Source organism: Mesorhizobium sp. WSM4817, assembly GCF_055811135.1.
Genome location: NZ_JBVVQQ010000015.1, coordinates 98122 through 122354, shown reverse-complemented (window position 1 = coordinate 122354; position 24233 = coordinate 98122). Strand labels below are relative to the sequence as shown.

The following is a 24233-nucleotide window of genomic DNA, read 5'->3' as shown; positions in this document are numbered from 1 at the left end:
CTTGGGTCGAGATCGCCAAATATAGAGGGGTAACTTTTGAACCGGATTTTGATTATCCTCGGCGCCGCCGTCTGCGTCATATCTTCGGCTGCTTCAGCCGGACAGGGAGTGCCCCAAAACATTACTTTCCTGGCTCGGATGCCCGACGCCAAGTTGAATTTGGCCGCTACGATGGCAGGTAACGTCAACGGCGTTGCGCAGAGATGCCGGGCGCTGAAGCTCAACGAAAATGGAAAAGCCATTATAGCTGTCCCAGTCCTTTTGTACGACGGTCTGGATAAACACCTGACACCCAATCCACCTAAGTTCAAGAGGGCCATCCGCGCCTATGAAGCCGCTTACAACAAAGCGGTGCGGCGCAGGGATGATTGCCAGACTGAGAAGGCTAAGTACCCGAGACTCTACTGGTAGACAGCTGTCGGCATCATTGATGACCGCTCCTTCTGTCACTTGGCACTTAATTATGAGAATGCCATACAAACGATTCCAAATGCTTAGGCCGGCACTTAATTTGAGAACTAGCAGTTAATTTGATAATCGCTCTTGGCGCTTACCAATTTAATGTGAGACTCAGGCTCTCGAAGTTTTTTCACTGGTGAGCCTCCATGAGCGACCCATTTCCCGACGAAATTGATGAGGCGCGTCGGGATGAAGCGTGCCGGCGTGCGGATGCGATCCGCGGCTTTCTAAGGCGCCACTCCGGCCGCACTACGGCCGGAAATGTTGCGGGGCTAGCGGCCAAGCTCGGCCTTAGCCAAGCTACAGCTTACCGCCTGGTCAAGCTGTTCCGCGCCGGCGGAACCGTCCTGTCGCTTGTGGCCCGCAACCGCGGGCGGCCGGAGGGTCATCGCACACTGGATGAGAAGCGTGAGGAAATCGTCCGGAGGAGCATCAACGCGTTCTACCTGAAGCGGACACGACCGACGGTCTCGCAGCTGGTCCGGGACGTGCAGACGAACTGCATGTCGGCGGGACCGAAGCCCCGGATTATCAGTGGGCATCCGACTTCAACCGCGTAGTGGCGACGCAGCGAGCGCGGCTCTCCCCAATGTCCGGTTTGAGATGGAGGTTCGACCAGGAATGTCAGCAATGGGTCGATAGTGTTGAAAAAGTCCGGGTTGCAGCGGTCCTGAAGCACTGATTCAATCTTCGTTGTAAGAGGAGATTGAGTCGATGATGGGCGAGCAAAGTGTGATGCAGGAGGAGCTGTTCTATGGCTTCAGCCTGCAGCGGCATGTGCCGGCGGACCACCTGCTCAGAGCGATCGACCGCTTCGTCGATCTGTCCGCCATCCGCCAGCATCTGGCGCCCTTCTACAGCCCGATCGGCCGTCCCTCGATCGACCCTGAGCTGCTGATCCGCATGCTGATCGTCGGCTATTGCTTCGGCATCCGCTCGGAGCGCCGGCTGTGCGAGGAGGTACATCTGAACCTGGCCTATCGGTGGTTCTGCCGGCTTGGCCTCGAGGGTGATGTGCCGGACCACTCAACCTTCTCCAAGACCCGCCACGGACGCTTCCGCGATGCCGATCTGCTGCGCGAACTTTTCGGAACCGTCGTCCGACGCTGCATGGCAGAAGGCCTCGTCGGCGGCGAAGGCTTTGCGGTCGATGCCAGCATGATCGTCGCCGACGCGCAGCGTCAGCGCGGGGTCGAGACGGCCGAGGAGCTCAAGCCTGAGACCAAGCGGGCCGTGGCCGAATACCTCGCCACCTTGGATGATGCCGCCTTCGGGGCCGCCACGCCGGTGGAGCCCAAGTTCGTCTCCCCTGTTGATCCCGCCGCGCGCTGGACTGCCGCTTGGGGTGGCCCAGCCGTCTATGCCTATTGCACGAACTATTTGATCGACGTGGAGCACGCCATCATCGTGGACGTGGAGCCCTCGACCGCGGTGCGCCAGGCCGAGGTGACGGCCGCCAAGACCATGATCGAGCGGGCGCACGACGAGCTCGGCCTCTGGCCGGAGCGGCTGATTGCCGACACCGGCTACGGCTCGGCCGAAATGCTGAACTGGTTGGTGCATGAGCGTGGGATCGAGCCGCATATCCCGGTCTTCGACAAGTCCAGGCGCAAGGATGGCACCTTCTCGCGCGATGACTTCACCTACGACCATAAGGCCGATACATACATCTGTCCTGGCGGGAAGACGCTCAGGCAACGCCAGAAGACCTATCGGGTGCCGCACCCTCTCGTCGACGAGAACGGCATGATGCGCTATCAAGCCAGCAAGCTGGATTGCGACGCCTGTGCCCTGAAGCCCCGCTGTTGCCCGAAGGAGCCGGCGCGCAAGGTGCTGCGCTCGATCTATGAGGGCGCGCGCGACATGGCCCGCGACATCGCCAAGACCGACGCCTACCAGATCTCACGCTATCAGCGGAAGAAGGTGGAGATGCTGTTCGCGCACCTCAAGCGCATCCTGAAGCTCGATCGATTGCGATTGCGCGGCCCCTGTGGTGCCCGCGATGAGTTCCACCTTGCAGCCATCGCCCAGAACCTCAGGAAATTGGCCAAGATCTGCACCCTCGGGACACCCATCCGAGCCACTTAGGGCGAGGAGGTCGCGTCGACCTTAATCAAGACGCTTCGGTGCGAGTGGATCCACGGCTTCATCGCCGACTTCTTCAACACTATCGGTCAGTGGTGTAAATTTAACGACATCACTGGCTCCGATCGGCGGGGACACTGCGCTCCACCCAACGCACAGTGCCAAGGGTCATATAGACCAACGCGCCACGGTCCGCCTCAGTTGCTCGTAGATAGTCCCCGAGTTGGCCCGAGTGGATTCGCATGTCCTCCTCCGTCGGCGCGATGTCGCTTTTCCAATCGAGGACAACCACGGCGCGACCCTCGTTTATAGCGACGGCGTCGATCCGGCCGGCAAGCGCTGTGGGCTCGCTCGCATCGGCGAGCAAAGCGTAGATCGGCCATTCTGGAACGAGACCCGGTCGCAGGGCGGCTATCTCCGGTAGATGCAGGGTTCGCCAAGCGGTCGAGGCGATTTCCTCGGCTTCGGGAAGACCGACCTCGTCTTCGCGATCGACCACCAGCTCTGCGATAAGCTCGCGGGCGCGATCGGCGAACCCGACGAGGTCTTCACCAAGTTCGCCAGTCAGTACCTCTTCCATCACCTTATGCAAGACGAGTCCTCGGACACGTCCTGCGCCGATCGGCAGCTCCGTCTCCGGAGCCTTGCCGGAGTCGATCGCGTTCGCCTCCATAATAGGAACGCGATCGGCATCTTGGTTGCTTGGCCGAAGCCACGTGAGCGGGACCGCGGCAGCGGAGATGGCGGCGTGCTCTGTCTCGAAGATGTCCAGCGTCTGTCCGTTTGGCAGATCGGACGCGGCAGGGCGCAATGCCCGATCGAAACGCGATAGATCTAGCAGCGGCAGGTCCTGGTGCGCCAGGTCGACGATCCGCGCCCAGGACCTTTGCTCAGCCTGCGGCAGCTCCGGAACGATGAGGAGCTCGCGAGCGCGAGTGCATGCGACATACCAAAGGCGCTCGCGTTCACGGGCAAGGCTTTCATCATCGGACGCGAGCGCCAGCCGAAGATTGGGCGGGACGACGTCGCCGATGACCCAGTGCAGCGTATTGTCGGACGCGCGATGCACGAACGGCTCGCGTGAGCGGAGCAAGGTGGCTGTGTTGACCGGAATCACCACCGGCCATTCCAATCCCTTGGCGCTGTGGATGGTGATGATCTCGATGGCGTCGCCTTCGGCATCAACCCGGCCCTCGTTGGACGGAACTCCCTGACTCCAATCCCTGGTGATGTCACAGACGAACCGCTTGAGACCGGTGACGCCGTAAGGTCGCGCCCGTTCGAGAAAGGCTTCTACGTTCGCAGCCGCTCGGGCGCTGCGATCACCTTCGCGCGCGGCAAGAATGGGTCGAATGGCCAGCCACTCCGCTGCTTCGGCGAGCAGCAGCGCTGGTGTGGTCGCTCTCGATTTCCGTCTCAGGTCTTGCAGGATCGAAAGTGTCCGACGCGCAATCGGATGCGTGACGTCGCTCAGGTCGGTCAACAACGAGAATCGCGTAACCGCGAACGGGCGACCGGGATTTTGGGGCAAAGCCGCGGTGATATCGAGAAGCTCTTCCTCGGTCAGCCCGACAAGCGGCCCTCGCATCAGCGCTCCCAAGGCCAGGGTGTCGCCGGCGTCGGCGAGCACGCGAGCCAGGGCGAGCATATCGTGCACCTCCTGACGTCGGAACAGGCCCTTGCCCGCTTGGGACGCGATCGGCAGGCCTCGTTGTTCCAGCGCGCGTTCATAGCGCCAGAGTTCGGTGCCTGTCGGCGCAAGCAGAGCTATTCCGCCGGCGGTGAGCGGAACCATCACGCCGTCGTCGTCGCGGATGTGCAGATTGCCGATGAGCCGCATGCAGAGTTCAGCGACTGCTTCTGCCTCGGCATCGCGGATGTGCTCTGACCGCGAATTGGGCGGGACGTCGACGGTGATCCTGGCTGCACACGGAAGGTCGTGGGTGGGGGGATCGATGGTCGCCGTGAGCGCCACATAGCCAGGTTGCCCGACACCAGAAAGTGGCGTCTCGAAACAGCGGTTGACGTGGGTAAGAATGTCCGGTCGGGAGCGGAAATTCGCGGTGATCTGGATAATGTTGTCCGGCCATCGCCGTTCGATTGCGGTACGCGCCTGCGCATAAGATCCGACATCGGCGCCGCGGAACCGGTAGATGGCCTGTTTCGGGTCGCCGACCATGAAGAGCGCCCCTGGCCTCAAGACGCTGTCCTGCCATCGCGGAGCGCGGTGCTCTGCAGCGATCAGAAACAGGATTTCGGACTGAATGGGGTCGGTGTCCTGGAACTCGTCCACGAAGATATGCCGGTAGCGGGCCCCGAGAGCGTGGCGCACGGCATCATGGTCGCGGACGAGAGCCCGAGCCCGCTCCAGAAGATCGTCGAAATCAAGGACGGCCGCTGCGCGCTTGAAGGCGGCGTAGTCGTCAAGCACCTCGTCGAGTTCATCAGACAGACCTGCGACAATCGCTGTGGCAATGCGGCCGAGCACCACTCGGTAGCAGTGGTCGACCCGGTCGAAGTATTGGCCGGCATCCTCACTGAGCCGGCTACCCATATCCTTGCTGGCGATCTTTTCCCAGGCCGATTTCCGTCTTGGCCTGATTAGATCGAACGTGTTCTTCCGCATGCAGGAAAGTCGAATCGGATGGGCGAGCGCCCAGAGCCGGGGAAAATCGGGCGGCGTCTCAAAGCTGCCGGCGTAAAAGTTTGCCAGCGTCTCGAGCTCACCCAGCAGCTCGAGCGTTTTGGGCTCGACGGGCTGAGCGACTTTCCAGCGCCGGAAATCCGCGACCGCTTCGGCCAGGTCGATGTCCGGGCGGCCGGTGAGATCGGCAGGCAGCGTCCGCGCATCACGATGCTTGAGACGAAAGCGCGCCAGTTCCTGAAGGGTGGAGACAACGCGGCGGGGGTCTTCGCGGGACAAGACTGCGATCGGATCGATTGGCCGCTCCGGACTGTTGAGCCGCCGTTTGAGCCATTGCTCGAATATGGAGTCAAACGCAGCGGCGGCCTGGACCGCATCGAGCATCTGCGCGCCTGGATCAATATCAGCCTCGACCGCGTAGCTTGAGATGATGGTCTGGCAGAAGGCGTGGATCGTTGCGGTCGTAAGTTCGTCGAGTTTGGCGGCGGCGGCGGACATTGCGTGCCGCTGAGCCGCGTCGAGGCCTTTGGGCAGGGCCTCCCGCAATGGTGCCGGCACGCGTTCGGCCAGAAGTTCGTTGACGTAGCGATGGACGCGCACCGACAGCTCGCTGGCCGCCAACTCAGTAAAAGTGATGGCGGCGATCTCACTGGGTTGGGCGCCGCATGCAAGCAGCATCGTCACGCGCCCCGCCATCAGGGCGGTCTTGCCGGTGCCAGCCGCCGCTTCGACGAGCAATGTCGAGTCGAGATCGGTCAGAGCCCGCCGGCGCGCGGACCTGTCTGCTAGTTGGATCATCGGCAACTCCAGACGCGCGCAAAATCGTCGAAGGCGCGGCTCAGCGCCGACTGTTTGATTTGAAAGTACGCTGTTGGCGATGCCGGAAGCGCCAGCCGGAAGTCGTTCCAGTTCTCGCGCGCGTCCGGACCCGGCAAGGCCCTTCCCTGCCGCAAAAGGACGCCGGCCGCCCTCACGTGGTCTGCGATCTCGGCGATGGCCTGATCGAGGTCGGGCAGTTTGTAGATCCGCGGCTCGCCGCCGCCGAGGTAGATGAGGCGGGCGACGACGCGCGGGTTGTCCGGCACGAGTTGGCGTGCCGCCAACGCATAGATGACGCGCTGGAGCTCGGCGCCGCCCCCGAGCACGATCTGATCGGCCTTCTTTGGCTCTGCACCCGTCTTGTAATCCGAGACGCGAACGGCGTTTCCTGTGGCGGTGATATCGAGCCGGTCGATGCTGCCCTTGACCCGAACCGTAGTTCCGGTGATTTCAACCGGGGCGGTCGGATCCCAGGGAAAATCGCCCGTCGTTGCAACTGCCCCGTCGGCATGGCCGAATGCCAGTTCGGTCCAGCTGCGCGTGCCCGGCAGGAACGTCTCGTCGAGCGTCAAAGCTCTGAGCGCGAGCTGGGCAGCAGCATCCACGGTGTGCCGCCACAGCAGCAACGGCGGCACGGATCGCTTCAGCGGCCACTCCGCACTGACCGTCGTCGCCGCCTCTGTCAGGGCGGCCTCGATCTCGTGCCGCGCGGCGCGGGAATAGCCTGGCTTGGGCTCGAGCGTATCGACGGTCCGCTTGAGGAGTTCATGCACGAGATCGCCATAGGCACGCGCATCGAGTGTCAGAGGCTGATCGGCTTCGGCGACCGACCGCCAGCCCAACGCATAGCGCCACACGAAGGCGAGCGGATCGCGGAGCATCAGACGCAGCGACGTCGCGGACTGAACCGCATCGATGGCGCGTGCGATGACTGGATGATCGGCCCTCGTTAGACCATCATGGGCGGTGATCGCGGGATTTCGCCAGTCGCGCCAGCACGCGTTAGCCGCCGCCAGCGCCGGCGAGTTCGCGGCCTCGTCCGGTCGAGCGAGCAGCCGATCGGCCTCGCTGAACGCGTGGGTCGGGATTCGCGTCCGCTTAAGCCCTTGAACACGGGCTCCTTGCGGCACGACCGGACTGGCCGCCAGGAGGCCGCCCTGGGCATTCCGGCGGCTTCTCGACAGGATGCAGCCACCGGATGCCTGGGCAGTGATTACCTGGAAAGCACGTCGGTCCTGCGCGGTGACAGGATCGGGATCGAGTATGCCACGTGGCAAAACATGGCTTGGGATCAGCGGATCTTCCGCAGCGCGGCGCGGCCATGAGCGCGTGGTCATTCCGAGCAGACGAACCCATTGGCGAGGTGCCGCGGCGAGATGACTCGCCGGGCACCACACGGCACAGGCGCCGGGATCGCGGCCGTCGGGCGAGCGAAGCTCCTGCAGTGAGAATTCCAGCGCCTCGGCAGGCGCGCGCCGCAGTGCCTCACTCCAAAGCACGTGAGCGGAGGTTCCCAGCAACATAGGGCCAGCCTGCTCGGCCGCGGCCGGACCGTCGGCCAGCATTTCGAGAACCGGCGTCAGGATCGGCCTCGGATCGATGCCGTCGGTTCGAAGTCGACTCGCTGCGTCCAACGCGCGAAGCCATTGATCGAGTTCGAAGAGAGCGGCACCAGGTTGCAGTCCAAGCGCCCAGTTAAGCGGCAAGTGTTGCAAGCCGCGGCTCCGGCCTGCGGCGTGACTAAAGAGCCGGCGCAAGCGATCCTGACTGAGGCCATTCAGCAGAACGTCGGCAAGAGCGCCACAAGCCTGGCCTTCGCGCGACGCGAGGGCCAGCACACCGTGCGAGAAATGCAGCGGTAGGTCGGCGTCCGCTGCCAGTACGAGAAAGTGCTCGTCCCATCCCCCGGTCGAGGTGGCGCAGATCGCAATTTCTTCGGGTCTCGCCCGTCCGGATGCGATGAGCTCGCGCATCCAGCGTAGCGCTTCCACCACTTCAGCAGCAGGATTGGCGCAGGACACCATTTCCATGGCGACAGCTGTTGGGGGCTGGTCAGTAGTGATCTCGCCCGGGAACCAGCTGACGTCCGTGGCGCCGGGACTGTGCCAGGAGAGAGGCACCGTCTCATTGAGGGCCTGAAGCAGAGGGTGCCAGATCGGGGCGACGCTGTCGACGCGGTCAAGCTCCACCGAACCTAGCACGGCCGTCGCATGGACGAGGCGCTTCAGCGCGGCGTCGCGAAGGTCGCGCGGCGTCAATACGCCTCTCGGCAGGTTTGCGCGGACTCGCTGCTCGATCTCGGCAATATCCGCCAGTCGGGCGCTACGATCATCGCTTATCGGCAGCGAAAGGTCGGCCTGCCAGATTTTGGAGAGCGTCCGTGCGATGGCACGGATCATACCTGGAAGCTGCCGGATACTTTCTAACTCGGCAAACCCTCCGGCTTCGAGTGCGGCCCGGATGGCTGGATCGAGGTCTTCGGATCGGGCAGGTTGCGTAAAGCCGCCGGCCAAGCGGGCGGCCAGTTGCGGCATGGTGAGGATTTGCACGCCGGTTTCGCTGCGGCGCGCAGCAGCGATCCGACGCATTCGAAAGGCGAGAGGTCCTTCGACGACAACGGTCCGGCGGTTCATTGAAACATGGCGCCCGTGCTCATGCGAAGTCGCCTTGCAGTGCACGCAAAACCCCCATCGCGATGAACAGCAGTCCGATGATCAATTCCACCATGAATACTGCTCTCTTGGCTTCCACCGGACTGCATAGCCTTCCTCGATCAGTGTTTGTCCGGCGGTCTTGCCGTTCGGCAGCCGTATTCTAAGCAGCGGGCGATTGTAACGATCCTTCCTACCGGAGTCCTCAACCCACACTTTATCGATGCGTAGGAGCTCCGCTAGGCGAAGCTTCGCGTGATCGCCTAGCAGCCGCTCTCTCGCGCATCTGGCATTCGCAATTTCCGGTGTGTCGATGCCCGACTTGAACGGCTCCCCATTTCCGAGGAGCCGCATCCTCTCCCCGTTGCACTTTATTGTGTCGCCGTCGACCGCCGAGAGACTTAGGCAGAAGATGGCACTGGCGGCGAGGAACGCAAACATGCCGCGGCCCTAATTGCTGGGCTGAAGGAGCGCAACGAGCGTGCGCTCTCCAAGAACGCTTTGAGGCGGAGCAAAGGATAACCGGAAAGGTTGGGAACGGTTCATTTCGCGAACCCTTGTTCTTAACTTCACGTCGGATGCGTTCTACCGTAAGGTCGTTAGCTGGGGTAAAGGGCGGGCGGACGACGTGTCAAACAAATTTCTCATCGAAATCGAGCCTCAGTTCCGGGGCCATCTGGCCGCAGCTGTTGCTCGCCTCGGTTATCTTTTTCCGCAATCAACGTTCGCGGTTACTGAAACTGGAGTTAGCGTCTCCACAGGAGATCGGGACGAAACCGATTTGAAGCGGGAGATTTTCTACGCCGTCTACCGCCAGCAAATCTACGTCGAAACCCTTCCGCTGCGGCGCACACTTATCGACGGCCTGCTCGCCCGATGACCATCTGGCCGCTCAAATTCCGGCCCAACAAGGCAGGTGGACTAAATTTCGCGGATGACGCAGGCGGCTTCTTCCGCTCGGACGATCGGTTTCTTGAGCGTTATGCTGGGGATAATCTTTCGGAGGCGGACAGCGCGTTCCTTCGTCGGCATGGCCACGCGTTCGATGAGATTGATGATCTGTCCTACACCGGCTTCGCCTACCGCTGGGCGGCCCGTCAAAGCTATCCGCGCCCGACAAGCTACCTGATCCTTGTCCCAACGCTCCGATGCAATCTGGCGTGCAATTATTGCCAAGTCTCTCGAGCCGATGAGCGAGCTCGCGGCTACGATTGGACAGAAGAGACCGTGCAGGCCGTCTTGGGGTTTCTCGGTGGACTGGCTTGCTCTGAAATCAAGGTTGAGTTTCAAGGTGGCGAGCCACTGTTGCGAGTCGATCTTCTGGAGCGCGTCCGTTCGTTTGCCCGCGGGCGGTTTTCCAAGGCAGAGTTTGTGGTGTGCACAAATTTGCAGAACCTTGGACCTGCAGAATGGGCTTTTCTCGACGCCGAGGATACGTTCATCAGCACATCGATCGACGGCGATCGCGTTACCCATCAGCGACAGCGAACGAAAACGACTGAAAAAACCGAGCAGTTTTTTGGAAATTTGCAGGCTGCTGTCGACCGTTTTGGAAGTCATCGAATTTCGGCGCTTCCGACTATTGATCCCGACCGGCCCCCCGACCTCGACGCCATCGTCGAGACTTTTACAGAGTATGGCGTCCACTCGATCTATCTTCGCCCAGTGAACCATCAGGGCTTTGCCCGCAAACGCTTTGCATCGAACAGCAGCACCGACAGGTGGAATGCCATTTACGGCGCCTTCATCGATCTGCTCATCGAGCGCAACGCCGCAGGCAACACGCCGGTAGAAGAATACTATTTCGTCCATTGCCTGAGGCGGGTGCTAAAGGCAGGTCTTGATAAGCACGTCGATCTGCGCAATCCCAATTTCCTCGGACGCGACTATCTTGTCGTCGATTTTGACGGGCGGTTTTATCCGACTGACGAGGCTCGGATGTTGACCAGGATTGGCCAAATCGACCTTTCGATCGGAAATGTGTTCGACGGATTGGAACTCGACAAGCTTTCTATGTTGAACGAGAACGCGACAAATGCGTTTGATCCGGACTGCATCCATTGCCCTTACCAGGCCTTCTGCGGAGTCGATCTGATCGACGACATTTCGCGGAGCGCCCGCATCGACCAGCCGAAGCATGAGACCGATTTTTGTCGTCGGCACATGTTCATCTTCGACAAGGTTTTCGACTTAATTTATACTGACGACCCGAAGGCGCAAAAATCCCTGGCCCTGTGGACCGGAGTAAGCGAGTTCCCGTCAGAATTGCGGGCGGTTCACCATTGATCCCCCTGCGCCTTCCTATCGATCAACTCCCCCTGGAAGTGGCGACAGTGACGAGGCTCCGCGGCTTTGACCGTGAGGATTCGCCGCACGCGCTCGATGCGTTTCTAATCAGCCGGGATGACGCCGTCGCTGAATATGATCTTTGCGGAATGTCCTTGCGGATCAATGTTGGCTCAGCGGAAGAGTTGGAGAACGACGTCCTGCTGCTTCTACCTGGTCAGAAGTCTGCACATCGCCTTATCCGCGCAGGCTCCAAACACAATACATTTTTGGTCACTGAGCGTTGCGACCAACTTTGTGTGATGTGTTCGCAGCCGCCGAAGACGCGCCACGCCGATTTGTTTGCGTGCTTCGAACAGGCCGCAATACTTGCGCCACGAGATGCATATCTCGGCATCTCCGGCGGAGAGCCAACGCTTTTCAAGGACCAGTTATTTGCCCTGATGCAACGGGTGTTCACTGCCCGTCCCGATCTGCGGTTTCACGTTTTGACCAATGGTCAACATTTTGAACCATCGGATGCTGAAATCATTCGTGCGCTCGGACATGACCGCGTTCTATGGGGAATTCCGCTCTATTCGCCCCACGCCGATCGGCATGACCAGATTGTTGCGAAACAAGGCGCATACGTTCGGCTTATGCGCTCTCTTGCCATTTTGGCCAACGCGGGGGCTGCGATCGAGCTTCGGACAGTCGTGTTAGATACCAATGTCGAGGGGCTGCCCGAGTTGGCCCGGGCCCTATCGATTGACATGCCCTTCATCTCGATTTGGGCGATAATGCAGCTCGAGAATATCGGATACGGGCGAAAGAACTGGCGACAGCTATTTTGCGATACGTCTATCTCGTTCGGCCCGATCTCAAAGGCATTAGACATCGCAGAGGCGCGCGGTCTGAACGCACTGCTTTACAATTTCCCTCTATGCACAGTTCCGGCCCGATACCGATCATTTGCTACCGCTACGATTTCGGACTGGAAAAGAAAATTCCTAGATAATTGTGAAGTTTGTTCGGCAAAGAGTAGTTGCGGGGGGTTCTTTGAATGGTATCGTGAAACTGAGGGCTTCCGGGGGGTACGCGCGATATGAAGAAGACGCCGTTTTTGCTGTCTTCACTGCTGGCAGCTGGACTTTTTCCGCACAAATCTGAAGCAGCGTCTCCCGGCGCGATGGTGCCCAGGAAAGACGGAAATCCGTCTCTTTTCGAGCGGTTCGGGCTCCAGCATCACTTCACCCTGGCAGGTCACCGTTCGCATTCAAGTCACCGTTCGCATTCGAGCCACCGGTCATCCGGAGGTGGCGGATATTCGGCTCCGGTCTACAGGGCGCCTACTCCGCCGCCGACTTACTCACCGCCGGCGCCGACCTATCAACCACCCAATCGAAATCTTGAAAGCACCCCGCCCTCATCGATCCTGCCAAGTCCGCCGGCAGCAGCAATGAAGACACTACCGGGTAACTCCGAAAAGTTCCGAAGAATCGTTGCGGAAGTGCAGACTGCTCTTCAGATTTTTGGCTACTACACCGGGGAGATTGACGGCTTTGTCGGGCCTGACACGAAGGTGGCCTTAAGCAAAATGCAAGCAGACAATAACCTGAAGGTTACTGGCACTATCACGCTTGAGGTTCTCGATGCGTTTCGCATTACCGCACAATAGTCTCGCTCTTGTCACTGCGTTCGTACTAGGCCTTGTAGCATCCCCTATCGCCGCGCCGCTTTGGAAGAGCGCCGTCATCGGGGTTTCCCAGGATAAATTTGCCGATCTCACCTACAAATGCGACCACGCAATGCGTGAACACATGATTGCCAAACAAAAGCTGAACCGAGATCCCGTTCGGGAAAACATAAACAACCTGCGCGCGATGGAGATCGGCCTGCTTGATTGCCAGGACTACGATCTGCTGCGCAAGAGCCTGATCCTGTGGGGTCTCTCGCACAATGAGGTGAGCGAGATGAGCCTGCGCGCCGTCGAAGAAAGAGCGGATTCGCTCAAAGAGGTCATTCGTGTTCACGAAATCCGATATTAAGCTCTGTTGTTTTCTGTGGGTCGTTGTGTCGGGAACCGTTGCGTCGGCGGATTCACTTCGGGAAACCGTTTTGCGTGAGGCGGCTGTCGAGGCTGGTATGGTTCCGGCCGAGGCGACTCATATCGACGTGTCACCGGAGCTCGCCGCAGTCGGGCGGCTTCTCTTTCAGTCGAAGAAGATGTCGCTCGATCGGGAGACCGCCTGTGCAACCTGTCACGTTGACAGGTTTGGGTCCGGTGACGGAATTCCAAACGCCATCGGAACCAAAGGTCGGGGCGAAGGCGTCGAGCGTTTGCTGGGGGGCGGAGATATCATTCCTAGGAATGCACTTCCGTTTTGGGGGCGCGGCGGCAAAGGCTTTGATGTCTTTTTCTGGGACGGGAAAGTCGATGCCTCCTCCGGCATATTAAAGAGCCAGTTTGCAGGCAAGGAACCATCCGGCGATGCGTTAGCCGTTGCCGTTCACCTGCCGCCGGTGGAAGTCGGCGAAATGATTACGAACAGCCTCGAAAACGATCGCCTGGAAGCAGAGACAGTCGAAGCCGCGACCAAAGTCTACGATGAGCTTCTTTCGCGCATCCAGGCAGATTCGGAAATCGCACCCAAACTGGCCGTAGCGAAGGGGATCTCTATCGCCGACCTGGATTTTGTCGACATTGCCGATGCGATCGCCGGCTTTATCCGAGATAATTTTGCCGTACAGTCGACACGATTTCACGAGTTTGTGTTTTCTGAAGGCGACCTAGAGCCGGCGGAGGTTGCTGGTGGTTTGATTTTCTACGGCAAGGGCCGGTGCGCGACCTGCCACAACGGAGCGTATTTTAGCGATTTGCAGTTTCATTCAGTCCCCTTTCCTCAAGCTGGGTTCGGGAAAAATGGATTTGGCGTGGACTATGGGCGTTTCAACGTCACGATGGATGATCGAGACCGCCATCGGTTCCGCACTCCGCCGCTGTATAACGTGGTAAAGACAGCGCCTTACTCGCATTCAGGATCGATTGTGGAACTCAGTAATGCAATCAGGACACACACAGACCCGCTTTCTATCTACGATCCGGCTTTATTGTCTGCTGTCCAGCGGGTGGAGTTTTACGAACGACTAAAAGCGTGGAGCAGTGAACCCGTTTACGGCGTCTATCTGGATGATGGGGAAATTTCGAATTTAAAATCCTTCCTTGGAACGCTCAGCTACGACAGCAAAGTTCGAGTTGAAGTTACCGACTAGATTCAACGCCATGAGCACATGTTTCGACCGGTAGCCGCAATCGCAGCGAGGCAGTCTCTCGAACAATCGCTCGACCTCGTAGCTACATCGCTCCTGACGGTTATCGACCTGAGGACAGCCGGCCTATGCGGCGTGGGGTTGGGACAACGCTGGACGCGCAAGAAAAGATGATGGGGTCCGCGAGTTGAGCCAAATCCTCTACCATGAGTTCGCTATTGACAGCCCTGCTCCTCTGTTCCGGGGCTAACAGGTGCCGAGTGCCTCGCGGTGTAGGTCGCGCCGTCACTGTGAAGTTGACGGCCGGACAGGCCCAGCCGCTCAGGCAGAATCGGAGGTTAGTTCCTACGTCGAAACGGTTGAATGTTCGCGTTATCGGCGAGACGAAGGCCGACGACGCTAAGGGACACCCTGTCCTTCAGCAGCGAGGAGAGCAGCTTCTCATTTCGCAAAGGCAGGAATTTGGTCGCATTGAAGTTGTCCACAAATCAAGCAATCTACACAGATGGTGAAATATGCGGATGCGAGTATGATTCGGGCCCGCTTATGAAAGCAGAATTGGACAATGGCGCGCGGCGAGTTGATGAAAAAGCTTCTGGCAAGTTACGGCAGGGATGATGAGTTCCGGGCCGTGGCCGAGCAGATCATCACCGAGGAGGAAAAGAAGAACAATCGCGTTCTCGCCCGCTCCTTGCGAAAGACGCTGGAAGCCGGCCCATCCCAGCCTTCCCGCCCAAAGGCGCTCGCACCGCTGATCCCCTTTCCCGAGGCAGCCGGCGATTTCATCGAACTGATCGAGCCAAGTCACAACCACAAGGACATCATTCTCAGCCCGGAGAACATCCGCGTTTTCTTGGGATTGCTGAAGGAATTCCGTCGCGCCGAAGAGGTACGTCGGCGAGGACTGCCAGTGAGGTCAAAACTGCTCTTTTGCGGTCCTCCCGGATGCGGCAAGACGCTATGTGCTGAGATTTTCGCGAGCGAACTCGGACTCCCGCTCTATTTGGTCAAAATTGATCGTCTGATTTCATCGTACCTCGGTGAGACGGCGGCGAACGTCCGTAAAATCTTTGAGTTCGCCAGAAAGCAACCTTGCGTGCTGTTCTTTGATGAGTTCGATGCGCTCGCCCGTGCACGTGGCGATGATAGCGAGCACAACGAGCTCCGCCGCGTTGTGAATAGCCTGCTCATCTTCATCGACCGAATTACGCCGAAAGGCTTTCTAATAGCAGCCACGAATCTCGATCATGCGCTAGATCCCGCGCTCTGGCGCCGTTTCGATGAGGTGATCTGGTTTGACCGCCCCAATCGGAGGATGATCGAGCGCTTCCTGCGGATGAAATTCAAGAATTTGACGGTCGCCTTCGATCCGGCGACACGCGCTGCGGATCTCGAGGGATATTCGTTTGCGGATATCGAAAGGGTCTGCATCCAGGCTATCAAGTCGGCCATCATAGAAAAACGAAAAGACGTCAGGGAGGGGGACTTTCGTGCGGCGCTTACCGATGAGCGCCGACGCAAACACCGAAGCGCCCGACTGACCCAAGACACGTAGCCGTCTCGCATGGCGCGCTACGATCATTTGCAGCTCGTTCGACTGCCCGCGCGGTTCGAACGCCGCAAGACCGGCGGAGGCGGTGGCCCGCCTCAACGTGATCCCGGAGATTACAGCCAAAAGTTGCAGGACGAGCTCGACCAGGCGGTTGCTACGCAGCAGCGACGTCGACGTCCGGATGCTATCGATCCTGCCTTGATCTTGAAAGTGCAAATGACCGGCGCTCTTCAAGAAGAAGAGTGGAACCGCGTTGGCCTCACCCTGCTCTCGAGCGACGAAGACCGGACTCTCGTACTCTTCTCTTCGACCGACGAGATGCGCGCCTTTCGGGAGAGATTGGAGGCTTATGGCAGGGGGATTCCTGCCGGCCAGAAAAGCCCTGCCTACGCAGCATTCGTCGCGGCAATAGATTCGATCGCTGCGATAGAGCCTCGCGATCGCATCGGTATGCGCGTACGCGAGGAAGGGCTCACGGAGGTCGAAGATTTTCAGCCGGGCACCGACTACGTGGTTGACATCGAAATTTGGGACCTTGGCCGGCGTGAGACTCGCACTCGGAAAGTCGACGACATCGCAGGCTACGTGGAGGCGCGAAATGGAGAGGAGCTAGACCGGTACATAGGCCCGAGCATCACACTGATCCGCGTCCGCTGCGACGGCGCAGTGGTACGAACCCTACTGAGCATCGATGAGATTGCCGAGATCGACTTCCTTCCGACACTCGACACGACCAGTGCGCAAATGGTTGACCAGACGATTGCTGACCTGCCGGAACTCGCAGGATTTCCCGAGGATGCGCCGCTGATCGGTATCATCGACAGCGGCGTGAACGACCATCCGCTGATTGAAGACCTTATTGTTGGTTCGATCGCAGTCCCTGACACTCTGGGAACTGCTGATGATCACGGTCATGGAACGTTTGTCGCGGGAATATCGACGTTTGGCGATTTGCGAGCTCAACTGGCTGCAGGCCCGCTCAACCGGGCCGCCCGCTTGTGCTCAGCCAAGGTCATTGACGACACCGGCAACTTCCCAAACCAGCGACTGACACCCAACCAGATGCGCGAGGCGATCACGCGGCTCAATGCGGAGTTTGGCTGTCGGATCTTCGTCATCGCCCTCGGTGACCGCAAGAAGGTAATCGAGGGTGGCAAGGTCGGTCCGTGGGCCGCAACTCTCGATGAGCTCGTCCGAGAACTGGACGTCATCATCGTCGTCGCGGCCGGCAACCGTCCGCCGCGAAGCGGATTGCGAGTCGAACAAGCTGTGACCGAGTATCCTGGTTATCTAGTGGAGCCCAGCAATCGGCTGTGCGAGCCAGCTGGCGGAATGAACATCGTTACCGTCGGTTCACTGGCACATGGAAGCGGACTCGGCCCTAGCGCTGAGGACGATGTGGGTGTGCGGGCAATCACCGCGGCCATGGAGCCTTCCCCGTTCTCTCGCGCCGGGCCCGGTGTCCGCGGCGCGATCAAGCCTGATTTCGTCGACGTCGGCGGCACCTTGATTTACGACGGTACCGTGGCCCGTCTGCGCGGCGGTGAGGAGATACCCGAGGCAGGTGTTCTGTCCCTGCATTTTCGACCCGTAGAACGCCTTTTCGCCAGCCGCTCTGGAACGTCGCATGCTGCCCCGCTTGTCGCGTTTAAGGCCAGCCAGATCCTCGCCCGCTTTCCCGACGCATCAGCGAATCTTGTGCGCGCACTCCTTGCCGGCAGCGCTACCGTGCCTGCAGAATCAACTGCTCGCCTGCAAATGATTGGCGATAATTCCGAACGAGCCATTTGCGGCCATGGGTTGGTAAATACCGAGCGCGCGGCGTTTTCGGACGACGCTCGCGTTGTCCTCTATGCGGAAGACGAACTCGCGATCGATCATTTTGCCGTCTATCAGATCCCCATTCCCGAGCTATTTCAGACCACGCAGGGGCGTCGATCGATACGGGTGAGCCTAGCCTATGATCCGCCTGTCCGGCATAGTAGGCGGGATTATAATGGCGTGTCGATGGGTTTTCGATTGATCCGTGGGTGCGAGCCGGAACTCATTTTCGAGCATTTTCGCCGCCGGACTGAAGACGAAGGCCCGTTCCCTGAGATGGGTCCTCGCTTCAACTGCCAACTCGAACCTAGTTCGACAATACGCGAGAAATCGAGCCTTCAGACAGCGACAATTTCGTTTTCGCGAGATGTCAGCCGGTATGGCGACATATACTACCTTGTCGTTCGCTGCGCTGCAGGCTGGGCCGACGAGATTCCACGGCAGTCCTTCGCTGTCACGGTTGAAATCGCCCACGAGGCCGAAGTGCAGCTCTATGAGCGCTTGCGCCAACGGGTCAGGGTTCGCGCTTGAGGTTGTATCCACTAATAGGTGGTCGGCATCAGTGCGACCCTGATGGTTATTTATAGCACCCCCCACGCGCGAAACCTCCCCCTCCCCGTCATCTCGCGCAGGCCGAGTTCGCCGACGAGATTGAGCGCGCCCTGCTTCGAAACTTTCAGCACGTCTTGGATCATGCCGGTCGAGACGATCGGCCGCGAGAGTACGAATTCGACCAGGTCGGCCAGTTTCGAGCTGGTGCGCCGTTGTTTGAGCCGCCGTTCCATCTGGCTTTTCGCCATCACCAGCCGGTCGTGCTCCTTCAGCCCCATGAGTGCGGCCTCATGGATCGCATCGAGGGAGGCCAGCAACCGATCACTGCGATTGCGTGCTCGCCGACGCTCTCGTGGAATGTGTTTCGCGCCGAGATTAAGGCAAGCGAGATGGTGTGCGGCAAGGCCTTCCTGCCGCAGCAGCGCGGCCACCAGCAGCGGTCCGAGCCAGATGCCATGCTGCAGCACTTCGATGTCCGACCAGGCTTCGAGCAGGATCGCCGCGCGCAACACCGCCGGCAACTCCCGCGTTTCCGCGAGGACGGCCTGCCATTCGGCCAGCCGTTCGTCTTCATTCCAGTCGAGATCGTAGATCAGGTCGGGCCGGTCACACGTTTCCTCTTTTCGAGCAGACACGTCGGCGCCGCTCAGAATCTTCGACGAACGCGCCAGGACAGCATCGATCTCGGCAAATTCTTCAGCCAGAAGATCGTCCTCACCATCATCCCGACCGTCGGCTTCAACGGGGCTTGGCTCCAGCCCCCTCGCCTTCCGGGCCTTTTTGTCCTGATGCCGGCATCGCGCCGCCCCGGCCGGTCAGGGCCAAAAAACCTTCCCGGCCGAGCGCCCAGTCCGGCGCACGAGAAAAGATCTGGCGGCGCGCCCGGAGCACGGCGTGGGCGCGGGTGAGCTCGTGGGTCGGGGTGCGGACGTCCATGTGGGCGTCGTGCAGGACGAGATCCTCGAGGTGGACGAGCTCGCCCTCGAGCCACAGCCCGGCGGCCGCATCGGCAAAATGCTGGCGCTCGACAAAACCGTCGCGGACGGGGGAACGGGCCAGCCGCTCATCGAGCCGCGCCAAAACCTCGGTGGCGCGGACGACCGGGCCGATCAGGGTTTTGAGGGACAAATCACCGACTTCGTAAGCCATTGTTTTATGATGGCTGATTCGCGATAGTCAAGCTATCCGGCAGTTAAGTTGACTTGCAGCAGATTTTCTCTGGTGTCTTTTTCACTATCGATAATGACCTCTTATCGATAGCGATTGATCTCGCCGCCCAAATCAGCCAGAAATCGCCCTGCAGAGCCCGCTGGCGACGACAATCGGGACGGGGAAAATTCGCCGAATGGCGCGGCGCCTTCGCCTTTGCGCCGACCGGGCCGGGCGTCGCCGACTTCGTACAAATCTCGCTCGGCTGGCCGGCCCCGTAGTTGATCTCGACTACCGCCCCAACGGCGTCGAGCATCTCTTCCAGCCGACCTGGGTTCTCGCGATTCCGCTGCCGAGGCGCAGCAGCTCGCAGGACCAGTCTGGCTGCGCGGACGCGCCGGTGGTGGCATCGTTCACATGAGGAGCCGGCGAGAATCCCTGCGCGCCTTGGCCTCAGTTCTCGGTTACCTCGAAGCATGGTCTCTGGCTGCGGCGGGCTCATCCCTGGCGGCCGACGCCGGAGGTACTGCTGATAGAATTCATCGCCCACCCGTGGGATCGCAAAGCGTGAAACCGACGTCTCGCACGGTCGGAAGACGTGACCGCGGCGTTTCGGCCAACCTGTTTCCTGTCGATGGACCGCACGCGCCGAACACCGTAGGCCGGCGTCTGTCCAGCTGATCGACGCTGACCAAATGGCGCAGCTCTTAGGCGAAAATCCAACGCGCCGGGACTGCAGAGCGCGATCAAGTTGGCGGTGCGCGCCAGCGCCCGCCCCGCGGCCGCAAGAGCAGAAAGGTGGTGACCGCCGATAATTTGACCAGCCTCCTCACACCTGCGCGGGCGACCGTCTCGTCGACGTGCCCGATCGCGCCTTCTCATCACCGCCTTTTGGCTCCGGCGGCCGCCGCCGCAGCGAAATTGCTTCGCTCCGGTTCGAGCAGGTCGTCGAAGGAGAGCCGGTACCCACCGATCCCAAGGCTCCCGACGGCGAAAAACTCCCGAGCTTGTCGATCCGTCTCGGCCGGACCAAGACGACACAAGCGGACAGCGACGCCTTCGTGCTGCTCCTGGGCCGGCCGGTTACAGTGCTACAATCGGAGGCAGCGGACCTGCGATTAGCTCCCGCACCAGCAATGCGATCGAGAGGATCTATCTGGACCAAACTGGAGTAGCGACAGCATGGGCTTTTGAGATAAGGTTGGGACGCGATGGCATTGAGCGAATAGAGCGATAACCGGGAACCGAACCAATCCACAGAAATATTTTGTTGGTATTTTTGTTGGCTAGTCCTGCTATAGCGGAGCCCTAACCATTTGGAAACAGAGCGAGTTTTCCATCGCTTGGATTCCGCCTCTGGCACCATTTTTCCAATGCAATTTCAGAAAGTTGCGCATGACGCCCGCTTGACTGAAATCGGTTGGGAAATCCAGGTCGCCGTGTTGCGGGAGGTTGCGTAGCGGTTCTCGGCGACCTCAAATCATTTTTCCGGCGCCCGACAGGGCCGGCACTGGCGAAACTGTTTGCTCGCATTGGGCGAATGACGGATTTGATTTGCTTGGTGATCCCCTATCCTTAGGGCAAACTGCCCGTTGGGGCTCCAGGAGGCGAAATGAGAGCACGCGCAGCAACGGTTGGAGATCTGGAAAGTGTTTTCCGTGATCTGTCCAAGCGGATATCGGACGAGTACGTCGCGGCCGGCAAGGACAGCAAGATCGCCTACGACAATCTGATGATGAACTTGAAGGAAGGCCGTGCTCATGCGCTCGTGCAGGGCGAAAAAACCGTAGCGCTCATCGCCTGGCACGAGAATAGCGACGCTGCCGATACGCTATTCGCCGCGCAGGAAGATTTCTTCAGCGCCGCGACCGTTCGCTTCTGCAAGCGGCACATTCTCCATATCCAGGCGCTTGCAGGCAACCTCCCCATTCACTCGCGCAGCTGGCTCCAGAGACCGGACGTCGCAAAATGGTTCCGGATAATCGGCTATGTCGAGCGGGGCCAGAAGAATGGCGCCCATCTGTTCGAACTGCCGCCGGCTCCCGCCGCCTGACAAATCTCGGCGGGCTGCGAAACGCTGCCGCAACCGGTAGCCACGTTCGGGGCCGATGCTCTAGCCAAAAAGGCCCGCCGCTCCATTTGCGAAGCGGCGAGGCTCGATATTCGGGAACGACTTCCGGGCCGTTGCCCCGGCATTGCTTACTGTGCAATTCAGGTGCCAGACGGGTTGACCGATAATGGGACACCGCACCGGGAAAGCGCGAACCATCTTCCGCGATCACACCACTGCCATACCGCGCCATTCCTTGCTATGTTTGCTCGCGGCGGACCTGATTTCCGCTTGGCCGGCGCCCATCAGGCAATCTACCCCAACGCCCCCCCAAAGTGGCGCCGGCCACTCTTCACCACCTCTTCGCCGCCGGCCCAATCTTGGCCAACGGCCCAATCTTCGCCACCGGCAACTTCAGGCGCGGTCAAGCCGAAGCCAGGACAGCGGTTCTTAATCCGCCTCCAGAGCGGCGGCCCTTCATGGCAAAACGCCCTGACTGGCGATTCCAGTGCGACAGATCGCCTGGAACGGCAGCACGATCCGACCTGAAGCGCGTCGCGTTTGACCGGCGACGCGCTTCAGGTTGTTGTTTTTTTGCATGTCGTTACCGCAAAACCGCTGCACACTTTTGCGCGACATGCATTAAATCCAAAAAGACGGTAGCAAGCCGCGGCCAGAAAGTGTTGAAGACCGTGCCGATGGCATTGAACGCGTCGCGATCCGGTTGCACTCGGCAAGGCTTGATGATTTGTTGCCGCTTCAAGGAGAATGAATGATGCACGAGCCTGCCGGTCAAGACGAATATGGGTCGGCCAGCCCCTTCGACCCGGACGACCTGACGACGTTGAACGTGATGGGTCCGGGTGTGGCCAGCAACGATTTCGAGAAATACGCGGTCGCCGTGATCATCGTGTTCGGCGCCCTCATCATTGGCGGCTTGATGGCCGCAAACCTTGCCCTGGGGCACCGTAACGGCTTCCTGTACGCGCTTGGCGGCGCCACCGCGGCGTGGATATCGGGAAATGCGCTGCTGCTCGATCGGCCGCGTATCTATGCCTGGTTCGTCGGCATCGCGGCGGTGATGCTGATTGCGTCCACCATAACGCTGGTCATCTGACCGAAAGAAATTAATATCCGATCGCCTCGCCGGACGCGGCGCGGCTGTCGATGGCGCCATTGTAGCGGGCGCCGCCGCCCTTTTCGATCTCGGCCAGGCTCTTGCCGCCGACCAGGATACCGGCCGCCTGACCCCAGGTCGCATCGGTGACGTCGAGGCGGTAGCCCATCCCGGCAAGCAGTTTTTCGGTATCGGGCGACAGGCCGAACGGTTCGACATAGACCGTGTCGGGCAGCCATTGGTGATGGATGCGCGGCGCGTCGATCGCCTCCTGGATGTTCATGCCGTGATCGACGACATTGACGATCGCTGCCAGCGTGATGGTGATGATGCGCGAGCCGCCTGGGCTGCCGATGACCATGAACGGCTTGCCGTCCTTGGCGACGATGGTCGGGCTCATCGACGACAGTGGCGTCTTCCTCGGGGCGATCGCATTCGCCTCGCCCTGGACGAGGCCGTAGAGATTGGGCACGCCCGGTTTCTGGGTGAAATCGTCCAGCTCGTTGTTGAGCAGGATGCCGGTGCCGTCGGCGACGACGGCGGCGCCGAACGAGCCGTTCAGCGTGTAGGTCACTGCGACGGCGTTGCCGTCATTGTCGACGATCGAATAATGCGTCGTCTCCTGGCTCTCGCCAAAACCCTTCGGCATCAGATCCTGCGACACGCCGGCCCGGAACGGATCGATCTTTTCGCGGATTTCTTTCGCATAGTTCTTGTCGAGCAGCTTTTCGACCGGATTGTCGACGAAGTCGGGATCGCCGAGCGCCGAATTGCGGTCGACATAGGCGTGACGCATCGCCTCGACCATGACTTTGATGGTTTCGGCAGAACCCGCGCCGAGATAGGACAGCGGGTAGAATTCCAGCACGTTGAGTATCTCGCAAATGATGACGCCGCCCGAGCTCGGCGGCGGCGAGGAGGTGATCTCATAGCCGCGGTAATTGCAGGTCACCGGCTCGAGCTCGCGGACCGCGTAGGTCTCGAAATCCGCCTTGGCCAGAATGCCGCCCTTCTGCGCGCTCGCCTTGACGATGCCGTCGGCGATCGGTCCTTTGTAGAAGGCATCACGACCTCGTTCCGAGATGGCCGAGAGCGAGGCGGCGAGATCGGCCTGGACAAGGCGCTCGCCGACGGCATAGGGCTTCCCGTCAGGCTTCAGGAAGATGGCGGCCGCGGCCGGGTCCTTGGCCAGCCGCGCGGCGCCGCCTTCGAGGGAGGCGACATCGCCCTGCTCCAGCACAAAACCATCCCTGGCATAGCGGATGGCCGGCACCATCAAGTCCTGCCGCGTCAGCGTGCCGTATTTTTCCCGTGCGGTCTCGAAGCCTGCCACCGAGCCCGGCACGCCGACAGCGAGATAGCCGTCGAGGCTGGCGCCTTTCACCGGCTTGCCGTCCTTGTCGAGATACATGGTTTTCGTCGAGGCGAGCGGCGCGCGCTCGCGGAAATCGAGGAACGTCGAGCGGCCGTCCTTGATGCGGATGGTCATGAAGCCGCCACCGCCGATATTGCCGGCGTTTGGATAGACCACAGCCAGTGCGTAGCCGACGGCGACTGCGGCATCGACGGCGTTGCCGCCCTTCTTCAGCACCTCGACGCCGACTTCAGACGCCAGATGCTGGGCGGTCACCACCATGCCATGCTCGCCCTTCGCCGGCTGCGGCGAGGCGGCCAATGCGGCCGCCAGCGGCGCAAAGGTCAAGGTGAGGGAAAGACTGAGTGCGATTAGGGTGCGGCGGTGCATGGCCGTTCTCCGGGGCGTGGGATGCGCCTAGAAAAGCCGTTTGGAGAGGTTGAGT

At 60.3% G+C, this 24233-nt stretch carries 21 protein-coding genes; 14 read left to right on the top strand and 7 right to left on the bottom strand.

The features are described from left to right. Window positions 1-36: 36 nt before the first annotated feature. The 3 genes from AC0L2K_RS20870 to AC0L2K_RS20860 all read left to right on the top strand — a co-directional run bounded on the left by AC0L2K_RS20870 (window position 37) and on the right by AC0L2K_RS20860 (window position 2547). A complete protein-coding gene (locus tag AC0L2K_RS20870) occupies window positions 37-411 on the top strand; it encodes a hypothetical protein (protein WP_473532197.1) in 375 nt (124 codons plus the stop codon). A 194-nt stretch (window positions 412-605) separates the two neighbouring features. Further along, the gene (locus tag AC0L2K_RS20865) at window positions 606-1019 is read left to right on the top strand and encodes a helix-turn-helix domain-containing protein (protein WP_473532196.1); all 414 of its coding nucleotides are present in this window, start codon (window positions 606-608) and stop codon (window positions 1017-1019) included. Between the two features lie 154 nt (window positions 1020-1173). Continuing rightward, complete coding sequence (locus tag AC0L2K_RS20860) at window positions 1174-2547, top strand: transposase (RefSeq protein ID WP_473532195.1); 1374 nt, start codon at window positions 1174-1176, stop codon at window positions 2545-2547. 109 nt (window positions 2548-2656) lie between these two features. On the opposite strand, the gene AC0L2K_RS20855 is transcribed toward AC0L2K_RS20860, so the two are convergent. From AC0L2K_RS20855 to AC0L2K_RS20845, 3 genes are all read right to left on the bottom strand, one after another. After that, window positions 2657-5986: a UvrD-helicase domain-containing protein gene (locus tag AC0L2K_RS20855; RefSeq protein ID WP_473532194.1), complete on the bottom strand. Its 3330-nt coding sequence runs from the start codon at window positions 5984-5986 to the stop codon at window positions 2657-2659. Further along, complete coding sequence (locus AC0L2K_RS20850; RefSeq protein ID WP_473532193.1) at window positions 5983-8541, bottom strand: PD-(D/E)XK nuclease family protein; 2559 nt, start codon at window positions 8539-8541, stop codon at window positions 5983-5985. Before AC0L2K_RS20850 ends, AC0L2K_RS20855 begins: the two co-directional genes overlap by 4 nt. Before the next feature lie 180 nt (window positions 8542-8721). Then, a complete protein-coding gene (locus AC0L2K_RS20845; protein WP_473532192.1) occupies window positions 8722-9099 on the bottom strand; it encodes a thermonuclease family protein in 378 nt (125 codons plus the stop codon). A 187-nt stretch (window positions 9100-9286) separates the two neighbouring features. Here AC0L2K_RS20845 and AC0L2K_RS20840 point away from each other — a divergent pair, with 187 nt between their 5' ends. The 8 genes from AC0L2K_RS20840 (at window position 9287) to AC0L2K_RS20805 (ending at window position 18097) form a co-directional block, all read left to right on the top strand. Continuing rightward, window positions 9287-9538: a hypothetical protein gene (locus AC0L2K_RS20840; RefSeq protein WP_473532191.1), complete on the top strand. Its 252-nt coding sequence runs from the start codon at window positions 9287-9289 to the stop codon at window positions 9536-9538. After that, window positions 9535-10944: a His-Xaa-Ser system radical SAM maturase HxsB gene (gene hxsB / locus AC0L2K_RS20835; RefSeq protein WP_473532190.1), complete on the top strand. Its 1410-nt coding sequence runs from the start codon at window positions 9535-9537 to the stop codon at window positions 10942-10944. Before AC0L2K_RS20840 ends, hxsB begins: the two co-directional genes overlap by 4 nt. Further along, window positions 10941-12032 (top strand): His-Xaa-Ser system radical SAM maturase HxsC, encoded by a 1092-nt coding sequence (hxsC, locus tag AC0L2K_RS20830; protein WP_473532189.1) that lies wholly within the window; start codon window positions 10941-10943, stop codon window positions 12030-12032. Before hxsB ends, hxsC begins: the two co-directional genes overlap by 4 nt. Next, the gene (hxsA, locus tag AC0L2K_RS20825) at window positions 12029-12601 is read left to right on the top strand and encodes a His-Xaa-Ser repeat protein HxsA (protein ID WP_473532188.1); all 573 of its coding nucleotides are present in this window, start codon (window positions 12029-12031) and stop codon (window positions 12599-12601) included. Before hxsC ends, hxsA begins: the two co-directional genes overlap by 4 nt. Continuing rightward, the gene (locus tag AC0L2K_RS20820; protein WP_473532187.1) at window positions 12576-12971 is read left to right on the top strand and encodes a TIGR03982 family His-Xaa-Ser system protein; all 396 of its coding nucleotides are present in this window, start codon (window positions 12576-12578) and stop codon (window positions 12969-12971) included. Before hxsA ends, AC0L2K_RS20820 begins: the two co-directional genes overlap by 26 nt. Beyond that, the gene (locus AC0L2K_RS20815; RefSeq protein ID WP_473532186.1) at window positions 12949-14196 is read left to right on the top strand and encodes a His-Xaa-Ser system-associated MauG-like protein; all 1248 of its coding nucleotides are present in this window, start codon (window positions 12949-12951) and stop codon (window positions 14194-14196) included. The genes AC0L2K_RS20820 and AC0L2K_RS20815 overlap by 23 nt, the downstream gene beginning before the upstream one ends. A 562-nt stretch (window positions 14197-14758) precedes the next feature. Next, complete coding sequence (locus tag AC0L2K_RS20810; RefSeq protein ID WP_473532185.1) at window positions 14759-15748, top strand: AAA family ATPase; 990 nt, start codon at window positions 14759-14761, stop codon at window positions 15746-15748. 9 nt (window positions 15749-15757) lie between these two features. Next, window positions 15758-18097, top strand: coding sequence for a S8 family peptidase (locus AC0L2K_RS20805; protein ID WP_473532184.1), 2340 nt, complete (start codon window positions 15758-15760; stop codon window positions 18095-18097). A gap of 50 nt (window positions 18098-18147) precedes the next feature. Here AC0L2K_RS20805 and AC0L2K_RS20800 read toward each other — a convergent pair whose 3' ends face one another. Further along, a complete protein-coding gene (locus tag AC0L2K_RS20800) occupies window positions 18148-18822 on the bottom strand; it encodes an RHE_PE00001 family protein (RefSeq protein WP_473532231.1) in 675 nt (224 codons plus the stop codon). A 34-nt stretch (window positions 18823-18856) separates the two neighbouring features. Next, window positions 18857-19267, bottom strand: coding sequence for a hypothetical protein (locus AC0L2K_RS20795; protein ID WP_473532183.1), 411 nt, complete (start codon window positions 19265-19267; stop codon window positions 18857-18859). 53 nt (window positions 19268-19320) lie between these two features. On the opposite strand from AC0L2K_RS20795, the gene AC0L2K_RS20790 reads away from it, so the two are divergent. Both AC0L2K_RS20790 and AC0L2K_RS20785 read left to right on the top strand, forming a co-directional pair. Continuing rightward, complete coding sequence (locus AC0L2K_RS20790; protein ID WP_473532182.1) at window positions 19321-19548, top strand: hypothetical protein; 228 nt, start codon at window positions 19321-19323, stop codon at window positions 19546-19548. Between the two features lie 1331 nt (window positions 19549-20879). Then, window positions 20880-21320 carry a hypothetical protein gene (locus tag AC0L2K_RS20785; protein WP_473532181.1) on the top strand — a complete coding sequence of 147 codons (441 nt, stop codon included), beginning with the start codon at window positions 20880-20882 and terminating at the stop codon, window positions 21318-21320. A 474-nt stretch (window positions 21321-21794) separates the two neighbouring features. Here the strand turns inward: AC0L2K_RS20785 and AC0L2K_RS20780 are convergent, their stop codons facing one another. Then, a complete protein-coding gene (locus AC0L2K_RS20780; protein WP_473532180.1) occupies window positions 21795-21956 on the bottom strand; it encodes a hypothetical protein in 162 nt (53 codons plus the stop codon). A 133-nt stretch (window positions 21957-22089) separates the two neighbouring features. Here AC0L2K_RS20780 and AC0L2K_RS20775 point away from each other — a divergent pair, with 133 nt between their 5' ends. Next, complete coding sequence (locus tag AC0L2K_RS20775; protein ID WP_473532179.1) at window positions 22090-22434, top strand: hypothetical protein; 345 nt, start codon at window positions 22090-22092, stop codon at window positions 22432-22434. 10 nt (window positions 22435-22444) lie between these two features. Here the strand turns inward: AC0L2K_RS20775 and ggt are convergent, their stop codons facing one another. Continuing rightward, window positions 22445-24178, bottom strand: a complete 1734-nt coding sequence (gene ggt, locus AC0L2K_RS20770) for a gamma-glutamyltransferase (protein ID WP_473532178.1) — start codon at window positions 24176-24178, stop codon at window positions 22445-22447. Window positions 24179-24233: the final 55 nt, after the last annotated feature.

What these genes read in the sequence shown, in the direction of transcription:
- AC0L2K_RS20865 (WP_473532196.1), top strand. Translation starts at nt 606, where the DNA reads ATGAGCGACCCATTTCCCGACGAAATTGATGAGGCGCGTCGGGATGAA.
- AC0L2K_RS20860 (WP_473532195.1), top strand. Translation starts at nt 1,174, where the DNA reads ATGATGGGCGAGCAAAGTGTGATGCAGGAGGAGCTGTTCTATGGCTTC.
- AC0L2K_RS20855 (WP_473532194.1), bottom strand. Translation starts at nt 5,986, where the DNA reads ATGATCCAACTAGCAGACAGGTCCGCGCGCCGGCGGGCTCTGACCGAT.
- AC0L2K_RS20850 (WP_473532193.1), bottom strand. Translation starts at nt 8,541, where the DNA reads ATGCCGCAACTGGCCGCCCGCTTGGCCGGCGGCTTTACGCAACCTGCC.
- AC0L2K_RS20845 (WP_473532192.1), bottom strand. Translation starts at nt 9,099, where the DNA reads ATGTTTGCGTTCCTCGCCGCCAGTGCCATCTTCTGCCTAAGTCTCTCG.
- hxsB (WP_473532190.1), top strand. Translation starts at nt 9,535, where the DNA reads ATGACCATCTGGCCGCTCAAATTCCGGCCCAACAAGGCAGGTGGACTA.
- hxsA (WP_473532188.1), top strand. Translation starts at nt 12,029, where the DNA reads ATGAAGAAGACGCCGTTTTTGCTGTCTTCACTGCTGGCAGCTGGACTT.
- AC0L2K_RS20820 (WP_473532187.1), top strand. Translation starts at nt 12,576, where the DNA reads ATGCGTTTCGCATTACCGCACAATAGTCTCGCTCTTGTCACTGCGTTC.
- AC0L2K_RS20810 (WP_473532185.1), top strand. Translation starts at nt 14,759, where the DNA reads ATGGCGCGCGGCGAGTTGATGAAAAAGCTTCTGGCAAGTTACGGCAGG.
- AC0L2K_RS20805 (WP_473532184.1), top strand. Translation starts at nt 15,758, where the DNA reads ATGGCGCGCTACGATCATTTGCAGCTCGTTCGACTGCCCGCGCGGTTC.
- AC0L2K_RS20795 (WP_473532183.1), bottom strand. Translation starts at nt 19,267, where the DNA reads ATGGCTTACGAAGTCGGTGATTTGTCCCTCAAAACCCTGATCGGCCCG.
- AC0L2K_RS20785 (WP_473532181.1), top strand. Translation starts at nt 20,880, where the DNA reads ATGAGAGCACGCGCAGCAACGGTTGGAGATCTGGAAAGTGTTTTCCGT.
- AC0L2K_RS20780 (WP_473532180.1), bottom strand. Translation starts at nt 21,956, where the DNA reads ATGTCGCGCAAAAGTGTGCAGCGGTTTTGCGGTAACGACATGCAAAAA.
- AC0L2K_RS20775 (WP_473532179.1), top strand. Translation starts at nt 22,090, where the DNA reads ATGATGCACGAGCCTGCCGGTCAAGACGAATATGGGTCGGCCAGCCCC.
- ggt (WP_473532178.1), bottom strand. Translation starts at nt 24,178, where the DNA reads ATGCACCGCCGCACCCTAATCGCACTCAGTCTTTCCCTCACCTTGACC.